The 13,223-nt window shown below is 66.3% G+C and carries 10 protein-coding genes; 4 read left to right on the forward strand and 6 right to left on the reverse strand.

Features of this window, described 5'->3' with window-relative positions:
- Nucleotides 1-75: 75 nt before the first annotated feature.
- The 5 genes from QZY44_RS13190 to QZY44_RS13210 form a co-directional block, all read right to left on the reverse strand.
- Nucleotides 76-1,620: a glycosyltransferase family 39 protein gene (locus QZY44_RS13190; protein WP_295446923.1), complete on the reverse strand. Its 1,545-nt coding sequence runs from the start codon at nucleotides 1,618-1,620 to the stop codon at nucleotides 76-78.
- 188 nt (nucleotides 1,621-1,808) lie between these two features.
- On the reverse strand, nucleotides 1,809-3,308 hold the full coding sequence (locus QZY44_RS13195; protein ID WP_295446925.1) for an OmpA family protein: 1,500 nt from the start codon (nucleotides 3,306-3,308) through the stop codon (nucleotides 1,809-1,811).
- Nucleotides 3,309-3,433: 125 nt separating this feature from the next.
- The gene (gene argA / locus QZY44_RS13200; RefSeq protein WP_295446927.1) at nucleotides 3,434-4,846 is read right to left on the reverse strand and encodes an amino-acid N-acetyltransferase; all 1,413 of its coding nucleotides are present in this window, start codon (nucleotides 4,844-4,846) and stop codon (nucleotides 3,434-3,436) included.
- A gap of 5 nt (nucleotides 4,847-4,851) precedes the next feature.
- On the reverse strand, nucleotides 4,852-6,198 hold the full coding sequence (locus tag QZY44_RS13205; RefSeq protein ID WP_295446929.1) for a sigma-54 dependent transcriptional regulator: 1,347 nt from the start codon (nucleotides 6,196-6,198) through the stop codon (nucleotides 4,852-4,854).
- A 148-nt stretch (nucleotides 6,199-6,346) separates the two neighbouring features.
- A complete protein-coding gene (locus QZY44_RS13210; RefSeq protein WP_295446931.1) occupies nucleotides 6,347-7,990 on the reverse strand; it encodes an ATP-binding protein in 1,644 nt (547 codons plus the stop codon).
- A gap of 146 nt (nucleotides 7,991-8,136) precedes the next feature.
- Here QZY44_RS13210 and sucC point away from each other — a divergent pair, with 146 nt between their 5' ends.
- The 4 genes from sucC (at nucleotide 8,137) to QZY44_RS13230 (ending at nucleotide 13,071) form a co-directional block, all read left to right on the forward strand.
- The gene (sucC, locus tag QZY44_RS13215) at nucleotides 8,137-9,300 is read left to right on the forward strand and encodes an ADP-forming succinate--CoA ligase subunit beta (protein ID WP_295446933.1); all 1,164 of its coding nucleotides are present in this window, start codon (nucleotides 8,137-8,139) and stop codon (nucleotides 9,298-9,300) included.
- 9 nt (nucleotides 9,301-9,309) lie between these two features.
- Nucleotides 9,310-10,185: a succinate--CoA ligase subunit alpha gene (gene sucD / locus QZY44_RS13220; protein WP_295446935.1), complete on the forward strand. Its 876-nt coding sequence runs from the start codon at nucleotides 9,310-9,312 to the stop codon at nucleotides 10,183-10,185.
- 199 nt (nucleotides 10,186-10,384) lie between these two features.
- Nucleotides 10,385-11,401 carry a M35 family metallo-endopeptidase gene (locus tag QZY44_RS13225; RefSeq protein ID WP_295446937.1) on the forward strand — a complete coding sequence of 339 codons (1,017 nt, stop codon included), beginning with the start codon at nucleotides 10,385-10,387 and terminating at the stop codon, nucleotides 11,399-11,401.
- Between the two features lie 59 nt (nucleotides 11,402-11,460).
- Nucleotides 11,461-13,071, forward strand: a complete 1,611-nt coding sequence (locus tag QZY44_RS13230) for an NAD+ synthase (RefSeq protein WP_295446939.1) — start codon at nucleotides 11,461-11,463, stop codon at nucleotides 13,069-13,071.
- Between the two features lie 16 nt (nucleotides 13,072-13,087).
- Here QZY44_RS13230 and QZY44_RS13235 read toward each other — a convergent pair.
- Nucleotides 13,088-13,223: sugar transferase (locus QZY44_RS13235; RefSeq protein WP_295446941.1), on the reverse strand; the 136-nt coding region annotated here is incomplete at its 5' end.

The following is a 13,223-nucleotide window of genomic DNA, read 5'->3' on the forward strand; positions in this document are numbered from 1 at the left end:
CTCAACCCATCCTACGGGAATACTGTCAGAGTCGCTGATTAACTTTAACGATATGACTAATCGCCCAGCGGGCGATTATTCATACCGGTAGAAGTGCCATTCGTGCAGCGGCGCAGCGCAGGGGGGCACGGTCGACTCGGCCAGGGGGGCTCCGGCGCAGTCGAAGAAGGTGCCCTGCAGGGTGTTGCGAAAGCCGCTTAGCTCGGGTGGGCTCTGCCGTTCGGTGACGATCCAGAAGGGTCCGGCCTGGGTCTGGGGTGTCACCCGCGGGGCGATCTGGCCCACCAGGTATTCCGACTGACGCGCGAGCCCTGGCCATTGGCCGGTCTTGAGCTCTGGCGCATAAAACCGCAATTGCGCGATGAGCTGGTAGCGGTCGGCATAGACGGGGATATCCAGCCCCTTGGCGATGCCCGCCAACGCGCGGAAGCCGTGGGTCTCGCGCAGGACGCGGTTGGCACTGTCCGGGAGCGGCAGGACGGCGGTGGCCGCCTGGACGACCAGTAGACTGACCAGCAGCAGGTTGAGTGCGGCGCCACCGATGACCCAGCGGCGCAGCCCCCGCAGACCGGGCGCCAGGAGCGCCGGGGCGGCCAGCAGATACATCGCCGGCCAGTTCGCCATCACCGCACTGCCCAGTGAGACTAAGGCGAAAAACCCTATCGGAAACAGGGTGGCGGCCAGGAGCAGCGGCCGGGCGTGGTCGGCGATGACCGGGCCGGTACCGGCCGTTCGGGCCAGCCGGTGCCGCACCCACAGGAAGGGCAGGGCCAGTAACGGCGCCGCGAGCAGACCCCAGAGGCCCAGCTGGATACCCAGATACTCGCCCAGATTGAGCGCGCGCTCGCCCAGGGAGCCGGGGCTCCAGCGCTGGATGGCCGCGGCGGCGGCGCTCGCCCCGTCGGCGATCAGGGTGCCGGTGTCCAAGGCGAAGCCGTGGCCGAACTGGAAACGCAGGGTCATCCAGTCGTGGTGGAAGTTCCACAGCAGATTGGGGCTGAATAGCAGCACCGCGAGCCCCCCGCCCAGGTAGGGCCAAGGGGTACGCAGGGCGCGTAAATCGGTGCGGATGATGGCCCACAGGAGTATCGGGCCGATCATGGTCATGTGGTATTTCCCGAGCAGCCCCAGTCCGGCCGCCAGGCCGGCGGTGAGCCAGCGCCGCCGCTGGCCGGCCAGGGCGCGTTCGCTCTCGTGCAGGGTCAGTGCCCAAGCGAGTGCAAGCGGGGCATCCGGGGTGATGAGGATGCCGCCGGCGAGTCCCACCACACTGCCGAATGCCAGCACCAGCGCCAACCCCAGGTCGTCCCGGCGCACGAGCCCGCAATTGAAATAGAATCGGGCGAGCACGACGAGCGTCAGGGTACTGGCCAGCAGTGCGCCGAGACGCGCCGCCAGGGGTTCGCCCGCGGCGATCAGGGTACCGAGGCCGAAGGCGGCCACCCCCGGCGGATGATCGAAATAGCCCCAGGCGAGGTGATGTGCCCAATCCAGGTAATAGGCCTCGTCCTGGGTCACCGGCAGGAGCGCGGCCGCGCCGATGCGCCACAGCGTCATCGCGACGATCGCAGCGGCGACGAGCGGCCAGGGAGACGGCGTAGGTCTTTGATCTTCAAACATAGATTATTCTTATAGGCGCAGTTGTCACGCCCGAACGTCAAGGTTCTTGCGTGCGCTGTCAGGGTCAGGCGATCCCCCCGGCGGGGGATGGTGAGAGTGCATAGACGCCCGCGCTGCGCTTGGCGTCCGTGCGGCGTGGCGTGAACAACTGTCGAACTTGGGAGTTTCGCTGTCCGGAGGCCGATCGCTCAGAGCGCCGGCTCGATCAGGTAGACCTCGATCCGGCGGTTCTTGCGCCGATCCGCTGGGGTGGCGTTATCGGCGATCGGCCGTTGCTTGCCGAAGCCCTCGGCACTCAGACGCTCGGAGGCGACCCCGCGGTCGATCAGGGCCTGCCGGACCGTGTCGGCCCGCGCTTTGGACAGGGTTAGATTGGCGTCGTCCTCCCCGGCACTGTCGGTGTAACCCTCGATGCGCACAGTCAGGTTCGGCTGTTCACCGAGCAGGGCGGCGAGCCGGTCCAGGCTGGGGTTCTTACCCTTGGGCAACACCGCGGCACGGAAGTGCAGTTGGTCCTCGCCGAGGCGAATCAGGGTGCCCCGCTCGGTCTGCTGGGCCTTGAGTCCCGGATACCGCGTCGACAGCGGCGGCTTGGCGGCGGCGGTCTTGGCCGCGCAGTCAGCGGCGAGGGCCTGCTTGGACTGTTCCGCCTCGGCCCGGACCTGCTCCAGCGTCTGCTGCGTCTCGACCCGCGCCTCTTCCAGCGCCCGTTTGGCGGCGGCGAGGTCTTCCTCGGAGCGCGCCGCGCTGGCCTTCAGGTCCTGTTCCAGTGTGGCGATGCGTTGCTCCGCGGTTTGGAGTTGCTGTTCCTGCGCCTGCTTCGCCTGGGTCGCCGTCGCGACCGCAGCACTGAGTTCCGTCTGCACCCCGGCCAGGGTCTGCGCTGCCTGGTCGAGTTCAATCCGCATGGTGGCCAGCGCCTGCTCGTATTTCTGCTGCTGCTCGGCTAAGGCACCGCGCCCGGCTTGCAGCTCCTCGGTGAGGGCGAGGACTTTGCCGTTGGCCTCCGCCAGGAGTCCCTCTTGGGCCAGCTTGGCCGACGCGTCCGCCGCCAGGGCCTGGGCATCCTCATCGACCTGGTGTTGGGTCTGGGCCAGTTGGGCGGTCAGCTGCGTCTCTGCCCCCTGGCGGGCCTGCTCGGCCTGCTCGCGCTCGCTGCGGCATTGCTCATTCGCCCGGTCCAGGACGGTCTGCGCCGCGCTGGCCTGCTGCTCGAGGCGGGTGATCAGGGCGGCGCGCTGGGGCTCAGTGCCATTCATACCGAGTTGGTAGATTCTAAGCTTTTCAGCCCACTTGGTATTCGCCTCCGCGATGGCCTTCGTGAGACGTTCGTCGGCAGCTGCGACGCGGCCGGTGAGCTCCTGTTCCCGCGCGGCCGCGGCGGCGAGATCCTGCTGGTACTGCGCGGCCGCGGCCGCGGCAGCACCATGCAGCTCGGTGGTGGACTGAAGCTGGGTCTGCGCAGCCGCCAGTTGCGCGCGCAGCCCCTGCTCACTGTCGGTTGAGGTCTTGAGCCACCGCTTGGTGTCGTCCAATTGCTGGGTGGTCTCGTTGATCCGGGCGTCTCGCGCCGCAAGTTGCTGGTGCAAGCTGCGGATGTACCACTGGCCCAGGGCGCCGACGCCGATCAAGACCGCCAGGAGTATCCAGGTGAAGCGTGGGTAGAGCGAGGGACGGGACTCGGACATGGGGTACTCCTGCGGCTTGTTAGTTGGTTATGGTGCTGATCGGCAGGCGCAGAGCATAGCCGAAGCCTGGGGGTTTCCGGCAAGTGGCTCGCCAAGCATTTTGCGTGCGCCTGGGTTACCGCCCCTCAGGCGGACAGATCCTTAATAAAAACTAGTGAGTTGCGTTGCTGGTCATAGAGCACCTGCTTTTCAGCGGGCAGGTCCTCCCGCGTCGCGGGAAGGAAACCGCGCTCCTGGAACCAGTGGGCGGTCTGGGTGGTGAGGACGAACAGCCGGGTGAGGCCGCGGGTGCGGGCGACCGACTCGATGTGGGCCACCAGTTTGTCACCACGCCGCCCGCCCCGATAGCCCTCATGGACGGCGAGGCCGGCGAGTTCGCCCATCCGCTGCGCCGCATAGGGATGGAGCGCGGCACAGGCGACGACCAGTCCGTCGCGCTCCATCAGGAAGTAGCGGCTGATCTCGGTCTCGAGGCGCTCGCGCGAACGGCGCACCAGCACCCCGCGCTCCTCCAATGGACGCAGCAGCTCCAGTATCCCGGTGACGTCCTCGGTGCGCGCCGGCCTTAAACCCTCGTAGGGTTGGCCGGTGATCAGGGTGCCGCTGCCGTCACGGGTATAGAGCTCCCGCAGCAGGGCGCCATCGCGGTGTCGATCGATGAGGTGGACGCGCCGCACCCCGTGGAGGCAGGCGTCGGCCCCGGCACGCAGGGCTTGGGCCAGGTCCTCGGGAAGTGCCCCGGGTTGTCCGGCGGGCGCCGCGGCGAGCAGGGCCTCGACCTCGCTGCTGAGGATATTGGAGACCAAGACGCCGGATTCGTCGCAGACCCCGGGCTCCTCAATCAGGAAGATGAGCTTGTCGGCCGCGAGCGCAATGGCGGCGGAGCGGGCCACATCGGCGGCGCTGAGATTGAAGACCTCGCCGGTGGGCGAATAGCCGAGCGGCGGCATCAGGACCACGGCTCCGGCGTCCAGGCGCTGGGCCAAGGACTGGCGGTCGACCCGCCGAACTACCCCGGTTTGGCGATAGTCCACCCCGTCCAGCACCCCGATCGGCCGGGCCGTGACGAAGTTGCCGGAGGCGACGGGGATGCGCACCCCGGCCATGGGCGAATCGGCGAGCCCCATCGAGAGCAGGGCCTCGATCTCCACCCGCACGACCCCCGCCGCCTCCTTGACGCAGGCGAGTGCGGCATCGTCGGTGACGCGTAGCCCGTTGACGTAGCGAAGCTCGCTGTGGCGCTGCGTGAGGCGCGCCTCGATCTGGGGGCGCGCCCCGTGGACCAAGACCAGGCGGACTCCCAATCCGTGGAGCAGGGCCAGATCGTGGATCAGGTGCGCAAACCCGGGGTCGGCTACCGCCTCCCCGCCGAAGCAGACGACAAAGGTACAGCCGCGGTGGGCGTGAATGTAGGGGGTCGCCTGGCGCACCCAATCGACGAAGGGATCGCGCGCGCCTCCAGGCGTGGCCGCCGCGTCCGTGCGGGCACTGCCCGCACGCGGTCGCTGGGCCTGACGGCAGGTCGGATCGTTGGCCACGGTCGCTATTCGATCCCGAGCTTGGACAGGCGGTAACGCAGGGCGCGCAGCGTCATGCCGAGTTTCTTGGCGGCGGCGGTGCGGTTCCAGCGGGTATCATCCAGGGCCTTGAGGATGGCCCGGCGCTCGATCTCCCCCAGGTAGTCCTCCAAGGGCACCTCGAGGTTGGCGTGCGGCCCGGCCGCGACCTGGGTCTCGGTCTGGGGCAGATAGAGGTCTTCAGCGCCGATAATGGAGCCGTCGCAGAGCGCAGTGGCACGCTCCAGCACGTTCTCCAGTTCGCGCACGTTGCCCGGGAAGAGGTGGCGCGCGAGCGCCGCCACCGCCTCGTCCGATAGCTTCATGGAATCGCGTTCGGGGTGCTCGCGGGTAATGCGCTCCATGATACGGGCGGCGAGCACCAGAATATCCTGGGGGTGCTCGCGCAAGGCCGGCATGCGCATCTCGATCACGTTGATGCGGTAGAACAGATCCTGGCGGAAGCGACCTTTCTCCACCTCGTCGTTGAGGTCGCGATGGCTGGCGCTGATGATGCGCACGTCCACCGCCAGCTCCTGTTGTGCCCCCACTGGGCGCACGCTCTTCTCCTGAATGGCCCGCAGCAGTTTAACTTGGGCCGGCAGGGGCAAATCCGCCACCTCGTCGAGGAACAGGGTACCGCCCTCGGCCGCCTGGAACAGGCCCTCCTTGTCGGCCACCGCACCGGTGAAGCTGCCCTTCTTGTGGCCAAACAGTTCGCTCTCGACCAGGTCCTGGGGAATGGCGCCGCAGTTGACCGCCACGAAGTTCCCCTCCGCCCGCGGGCCTTGGGCGTGGATCAGGCGCGCCGCCAGTTCTTTGCCGGTGCCGCTCTCGCCGGTGATGAACACCGGCGCCTGATTGCGGGCGAGCTTGGCGATGAGGCGACGGATCTCCTCCACCTTGGGGGAGTCCCCGAGCAGTCGGGAGCCGCTCTCGTTGTGGCCCTCCGCACCGGCGCCGTGGGTACGCAGTTTGAGCGCGGAGCCCACCAGTCGGCGCAGGAGTTGCAGGTCCACCGGTTTGGGGACGAAGTCGAAGGCCCCCGCCTTCATGGCGGCCACCGCCGACTCCATGCTGCCGTGCGCCGTGATCATGGCGACCGGCAGTTCGGGGTGGTGCTCGGCGATGAAGCGCACCAGGTCGATGCCGTTGCCGTCCGGCAGGTTCATGTCCGTCAGGCAGACATCGAACCGCCCGTGTTCCAGCTCGTGCTTGGCCGCGCCCACGGTCATGGCGGTGGTGGCCTGTACGTCCATGCGACCGAGGGTGATCTTAACCAGATCGAGGATGTCGGGCTCGTCGTCGACGACGAGTGCGTGGGCTTTGTTCATGCCGGCTGGCTCCCAGTTCTGATGACGTGCCTAGCAGCAGCCCGGCGTTCCCGGGCCGCGCGGCGCCCGGGAACGCCGGAGCGCATCCGGATCGCAAGCATAACCGCACCGGGTCCGGGCCGGAAGCGGTCGGCGGCACGCCGGGCCGTCATACGGTGAACACCAGGCGAAAACAACTGCCCCGCGGCTTTACCCGGTGGTATTCGAGCCGGATCCCATTGGTCTCCGCCAGTTCCCGGCCGATGTAGAGTCCGAGCCCGGTGCCGCTCACTTTGGTGGTATAGAAGGGGTTGAAGATCTCCCCAACGGTGTCTTCGTCGATGCCGGGACCGTCGTCCCTGACCTCAATGCGCGCCCGCTCTTGACCCTCGCCGCGACCCACGCGCACCTGGATGTGGGCCGGGGAGTCCGGGCGGGCGCCGTGGATGATGGCGTTCTCGCACAGGTTGGCGATGATCTGGTGGAGGTGGCGCGGGTCAACGTCCGCGGCGATGGGAGGGCTCTCGCAGTCGAACGCAAAATATTCAGGTGCCAGCGCGTGGGCCTCGCGGAACTCGGTGCAGAATTCCGACAGCCAGGCAACCAGATCAATGTGCTGGGCGTCCAACTGATTGCGCCGCGACAGTTGCAGGACACTGCGGACGATCTCGTCAATGCGCGAGCAGTTGCGGCGGATGATATCGAGCAGGTGGCGATCGTCAGGTGACAGGCCCTTAGCCTCCCCAATGAGTTGGCCGGCGTGGGAGATGGCGCTCAAGGGATTGCGAATGTTGTGTGCGATGCTGGCCGTGAGCGTGCCGAGTGAGGCCAGTTTGATCTGCTGGGCCTCCTGGATCAGCTCCTGATTGTCGCGCAAATACAGCACCACCCCGGCCGCGCGATAGTCACCCAACAATTGTCGCGTCGGCTTGAGTTCCCGGTTGCCGACCCGTATCACCCCCACTTGGGGGGCGGTCGGGCGAATATGCTCCAGGAGCCACGCCTCCAACTCCGCGCTGACCTCTTTGAGCGGGGTTCCAGGCGCCGCCGCCGTGCCGTTAATCATGTTCCGGGCGGCTTGATTCATCAGTTTGAGCTGACGGTCCCCATCCACGACGAGCACGCCGATGCTCAGGTCCTGGATAATGAACTCGTTGAGCTTGGAGAGGTTGTCGATGTCCACCTTGCGACGGGCCGCGAGTTGCTCGGCGTCGCGCACGCGCTGGTACAGTACGTGTGCGAGCAAGGCCACCGCGAAGAACACCACCCCCAGGAGGCCAGCCTGGGTGTAGGCGGAGGCCGGCCCATCGCCTTGGAGGAAGCTGTAGGTCTGCTCGGTGATCACCGCGAGTGCGGCGAAGGAGGCAAAGAGGAGTGACAGCCGCCCCTCCATCAACAGGGCACCCGCGGTAACAGCGACTGCCAACAGCACGCCGAGGCCACTGCCGACGCCGCCACCCGCGTGCATGACCAGGGTAAAGGCGATGAGGTCGACGAAGATCGCCAGATAGACCTGATTCTCCCGGCTCGGCCAGCGGGCGTAGAGGAAGAGCCCGCTCGCCAGCGCGAACATGGCGTACACCACCAGCACCTGCCAGGCCAGGGCCGTGTTGACGCCGCCGATGAGCGGATCAGTCAGCGCCGGAGAGAACACCAGGACCAGCCCCGCCACCATCAGCAGGCGGAAGAGGAAGAGCCAACGCAGGGATTCCCACGTCGGGTAACGGCGTCGGCTGGAGCTCACATCCCCAGAGTCCGGGAGCCGCACGCCGGGGCTGGGGACGTCTGAATCCTGGTCTTTCTCGCTGGGCATGGCCTGGGCACTCGTGAAGGAGAAGGCGCGACGGCGTCTTGGCGATGGACGCGGGCGAGGCCGCCGCTTTGGAATTGGATCAGATTAGATCAGAATAGACCGCACCCGGCCATGCGGCCGCGCCCGCGGGACCTGCCAGAGCGCCCATGAACCTGCACGAATACCAATCGAAACAACTGTTTCAGAAATATGGCATCGCCGTCCCCACGGGGCTGACGGTCACCACGCCGGCGGCGGCGGTGGCGGCCTGTGGCACACTCGGCGGCGGGCGCTGGGTGGTCAAGGCCCAGGTCCACGCCGGCGGGCGCGGCAAGGCCGGCGGGGTGGTGCTGGTGGACCGCCCCGAGCAGGTGGCGGACATGGCCCGGCGCTTGCTGGGCGGCCGACTGATCAGCCACCAGAGCGGACCCGCTGGGCTACCGGTCGCGAGCCTGCTGATCGAGGCGCCCACCGCCATCGCCCGCGAACTGTACCTCAGTGCACTGGTGGACCGGGAGTCGCGGCAGGTTATTTTTGTGGCCTCGCCGGCGGGCGGCATGGACATTGAGGCGGTGGCCGCTGCGACCCCCGAACAAATCCTGGTGATTCGGGTCCACCCGGCCGTCGGGCTCCAGCCGTTCCAGGTGCGCCGGCTGGGCTTTGGTTTGGGGCTGACCGCCGACCAGCGCAAGGCACTGGGTGGACTCATGGACGGACTCTACCGGCTCTTCATGGAGTGCGACGCGACGCTGGTGGAGATCAACCCGCTGGTGGTGGCCGCGGCCGGCGACCTGGTCGCCTTGGACGCCAAAATCAATCTCGACGACAACGCGCTCTTCCGCCATCCCGAGCTTACGGCCCTGCGCGACCCGGGCCAGGAAGACCCACGGGAGGCGGCGGCGCGCGCCCACGAGTTGAGCTATATCAGCCTGGACGGCAACATCGGCTGCATGGTCAACGGTGCCGGGCTCGCCATGGCGACCATGGACCTGGTGAAATTGCATGGTGGTGCGCCCGCTAATTTCCTGGATGTCGGCGGCGGGGCGACAGCCGCACGGGTGGCCGAGGCCTTCACGCTGATCCTTTCCGACCCCAAGGTACGGGCGGTGCTGGTCAACATCTTCGGCGGCATCGTGCGTTGTGACCTGATCGCCGAGGGACTCATCGCGGCGGTACGCAAGGTCGCCGTGGGCGTGCCGGTGGTGGTGCGGCTGGAGGGGACCAACGCCCCCTTGGGGCTCAAGCTGCTCGCGGCGAGCGGACTCAAGGTGCAGACCGCGCGCACCCTGGACGAGGCGGCAGATCTGGTGGTCGCGGCGGCGGCCAACTGAGGGGCGAACATGAGCATATTGATCGACAAGCATACCCGGGTCATCTGTCAGGGCTTCACCGGCCAGCAGGGCACCTTCCACAGCGACCAGGCGATCGCCTACGGAACCAATCTGGTGGGCGGTGTGACCCCCGGCAAGGGCGGCCAGCGCCATCTGGACCGACCGGTCTTCGACACCGTCCACGACGCGGTAGATGCCACCGGGGCGGACGCCACCATGATCTACGTGCCGGCCCCCTTTGCGGCGGATGCCATCCTGGAGGCGGCGGACGCCGGTATCCGGGTCATAGTCTGCATCACCGAGGGCATCCCGGTGCTCGACATGCTGCGCGTCAGGGCCGCACTGACGGGCCAGCCGGCGGTGTTGGTCGGCCCCAACTGTCCCGGCGTCATCACCCCGGGCGAGTGCAAGATCGGCATCATGCCGGGCAACATCCACGCCCCCGGACGGGTCGGCATCGTCTCGCGCTCCGGGACCCTGACCTACGAGGCGGTGTTCCAGACCACCAACGCGGGGCTCGGCCAGAGCACCTGTGTCGGTATCGGCGGCGACCCCATCCACGGCCTGGATTTCGTGGCCGTACTTGCACTCTTCGAGCAGGACCCAGACACCGCGGGGGTCATCCTGGTAGGGGAGATCGGCGGGTCGGCAGAGGAGGCGGCGGCGGCCTTCATCGCCACCCACATGAGCAAACCGGTCGTCGCTTATATCGCCGGGGTGACCGCCCCGGCCGGCAAACGCATGGGCCACGCCGGGGCCATCGTCACCGGTGGCAAGGGCACCGCGGACAGCAAGTTTGCCGCCCTGGAGGAGGCCGGGGTGGTAACCGTGCGCTCACCGGCGCGGATGGGTCAGCGCATGGCGGAATTGCTCAGTGGGCAGTGACAGGCCGGCGGCGACATTCCGCGGTGATCACGGATACCCGGCGTGTTCCGTGCCGGCCGCTCAGCCTGTGAGGCGCCGGGAGAAGGCTGGGGCATGAACGGTTATCTCCTTTTCGCCCAAAAGGCTGGACGCCGCGGCGATGCCGCTATCCGCCAGCGTACGGTCAAATTCTGCCAGTGACTTGAGCGAGGACTCCAGCATGAAAAGTTTCGATGAAGTTTATGACAAGGCCAGGAGTGTGGTCAGGGTTCAGGTATTTCAAGCGGATTGGCAGGCATTCCTTCGGGACAGTTGCATGATCACCTCGTTCTTAGCTGTCAGCGGCTTCGATGGTGCGCGCCCATTGACACTTGATGCCATTCGCCAACGTATTGCCGATGAGGTCAAGAGCGACTTGGTCAGTGCGGGCACGGTCATCTATGACGCGGCCACCAATACGAAGTCGACCGGTAACCTTGCCGAGCGGGCCGCGACCATCAAGTTCCTGAAACATATGTATCTCGGGGGGCAAGCCGGGGCGCAGTCGGTCTGGGTGTATGCGCCACCGAAAGCCGACGGCGGGTGGATTTTTGACGAGTTGCTGGGCCTGGACGCAACCAAGATCCAGGACCGGCTCAATCGTGAAGGAGATATCTTCAGCGAGCAGGATCGCGCCTGGATGTATCAGTCGCTTATGACTGCCCGCAAGATTACTATGGACGCCGTCGTCAAGTTATCGGGGGGGGTTGTTAAGTCAATAGATGAATCCACCAAGGCACTGATAAAACGCTGGTTCCTGCAAGACAGCGACTCGGACACCATCCTTGAAAGCGCCGCGCCCACGCTCTTTGAGGGAATGAAGAAGCTGGCGGCGGCCTGCAACAGAAACTCATTTGTCTTTAGCGATGAACCCAAAGACCGGGCCGCCGGATGGTGGGATGAGCTCTATGGCTCAGCGGATGCGAGCAAGGCCTTTCCGATCGTCTATCTGGCAAAGCTCTTTATCAATTTTACGGGAAATAGCGGTAAGATGTGGCAGTGCGCCTTGACCGTCGTCCATGAACTTTCCCATGCCGTGTTAAGCACGAGAGATCATCGCTACGATGAGAAGGGGCTGAAACCTTCGCCACTATTCCCTTATGAGAAGACGATCGAAAACGCCGACAATTGGTCCTATTTTATACTGGATCTCGCCGGCTATCTCTCTGAGGCCGATCGCCTCAAGGCCTGGAAGTAGCGCTTGGCTGGCCCCTGTGCTATCGACCATTATTCACCCTCAGCGTTGACACTGTTCCTATGATTATTCGTATCCAGATCGCGCAGTTGAACCTGCTGGTCGGGGACGTCGCCGGCAACGCCGGGCGCGTCATCGACGCGGCGGCCAAGGCCCGGGCGGCCGGCGCGGACCTGGTGGTCTTCCCGGAACTGACCCTCACCGGCTACCCACCGGAGGACCTGCTGTTGCGGCCGGAGTTCCTGGCGCGCGTGGAGTCGGCCCTGGAGCGGGTGCGGGTGCAGGCGCAGGGCATCACGCTGGTGCTGGGTTATCCGCGCCGCGTCGCGGGCGGCCTGTTCAATCTGGCCGGAGTGATCCGCGACGGAGTCCTGGTGGCCGAGTACGCCAAGCAGGCCCTGCCCAACTACAGCGTCTTCGACGAAAAGCGCTACTTCCAACCGGGCGGGGAGGCGGTGGTCTTCGAGCACCGGGGGCTGCGCCTGGGGCTCTCCGTCTGCGAGGACATCTGGTCCGAGGGCCCCACGGCCGCGGCCGCCGCGGCCGGGGCCCAGGTGATGATCAATCTGAATGCCTCCCCCTTTCACGCCGGCAAGCAGGTGGAGCGCGAAGCGCTGGTCGGGCGCCGTGCCCGCGACCACGGAATGACCATCCTCTATGCCAACCTGGTCGGCGGCCAGGATGAATTGGTGTTCGACGGCGGTTCATTCGTCGTCGATCGGCACGGCCAAGTCCAGGGGCGTGCGCCCCAATTCGAGGAGCATGCACTGCTGGTCGACCTGAGCGCGGACGGTGCTCCGGTCACCGGGGGCGCCACCCCCCAGCGCGACGAGCCAGCGGACGAAGCACTGATCTACCAGGCCCTGGTCCTGGGGGTGCGCGATTATGTGCGCAAGAACGGCTTCAGCGGTGCCGTGCTCGGTCTCTCGGGCGGGGTGGACTCGGCCCTGACACTCGCCATCGCGGTGGACGCCCTGGGAGCCACTCAGGTCGAGGCGGTACTGATGCCCTCGTGCTACACCGCGGACATGAGCAACGAGGATGCCTTGGAGCAGGCGCAGCGGCTGCGCGTGCGCACCCACACGATCCCCATCGCGCCGGCCTTCGACAGCTTTCTGGCGATGCTCAAGAACGCCTTTGCCGACCAGGCACCGGATGTCACGGAGGAAAATATCCAGGCGCGTTGCCGCGGCGTCATTTTGATGGCACTGAGCAACAAGCACGGTCGCATTCTGCTGACCACCGGCAACAAGAGCGAGATGGCGGTCGGCTATGCGACCCTCTATGGCGACATGGCCGGGGGCTTCGCGCCCATCAAAGACTGCCCCAAGACGCTGGTCTATCGCTTGGCCCATTACCGCAACGCCTTGGACCCCGTCATCCCGGAGCGGGTTCTCACCCGCCCACCCTCGGCTGAGTTGCGTCCGGACCAAACCGATCAGGACAGCCTGCCCCCTTATGAGGTCCTGGACCCCATTCTGCGATTCTACATTGAGGAAGACCAGGGCGTGGACGCCATCTGCGCACGGGGGTTCGACGAGGCGGTGGTGCGCCGGGTCACGCGCCTCGTGGATCGCAACGAATACAAGCGTCGCCAGGCCCCGCCCGGAGTGCGAATCTCGCAACGCGCCTTCGGACGAGATCGTCGCTATCCCATCACCAGCGGATTCTGAGCCAGCCACGGATGAATCAGCACGCGCCCTTGCTGAACACGACGACCTCCACCGTCTGGAGCAGGATCACCAGATCCAGCATCAGGCCGGCGTGCTTGACGTAATAGAGGTCATATTCCAGCTTGCGCCTGGCATCTTCGTCATCGGAACCA

This window comes from uncultured Thiodictyon sp. (assembly GCA_903837595.1).
GTDB lineage: Bacteria > Pseudomonadota > Gammaproteobacteria > Chromatiales > Chromatiaceae > Thiodictyon.

Coding starts and splice junctions, on each gene's coding strand:
- QZY44_RS13190 (WP_295446923.1), bottom strand. CDS start 1,620: ATGTTTGAAGATCAAAGACCTACGCCGTCTCCCTGGCCGCTCGTCGCC.
- QZY44_RS13195 (WP_295446925.1), bottom strand. CDS start 3,308: ATGTCCGAGTCCCGTCCCTCGCTCTACCCACGCTTCACCTGGATACTC.
- QZY44_RS13205 (WP_295446929.1), bottom strand. CDS start 6,198: ATGAACAAAGCCCACGCACTCGTCGTCGACGACGAGCCCGACATCCTC.
- QZY44_RS13225 (WP_295446937.1), top strand. CDS start 10,385: ATGAAAAGTTTCGATGAAGTTTATGACAAGGCCAGGAGTGTGGTCAGG.
- QZY44_RS13210 (WP_295446931.1), bottom strand. CDS start 7,990: ATGCCCAGCGAGAAAGACCAGGATTCAGACGTCCCCAGCCCCGGCGTG.
- sucD (WP_295446935.1), top strand. CDS start 9,310: ATGAGCATATTGATCGACAAGCATACCCGGGTCATCTGTCAGGGCTTC.
- sucC (WP_295446933.1), top strand. CDS start 8,137: ATGAACCTGCACGAATACCAATCGAAACAACTGTTTCAGAAATATGGC.
- QZY44_RS13230 (WP_295446939.1), top strand. CDS start 11,461: ATGATTATTCGTATCCAGATCGCGCAGTTGAACCTGCTGGTCGGGGAC.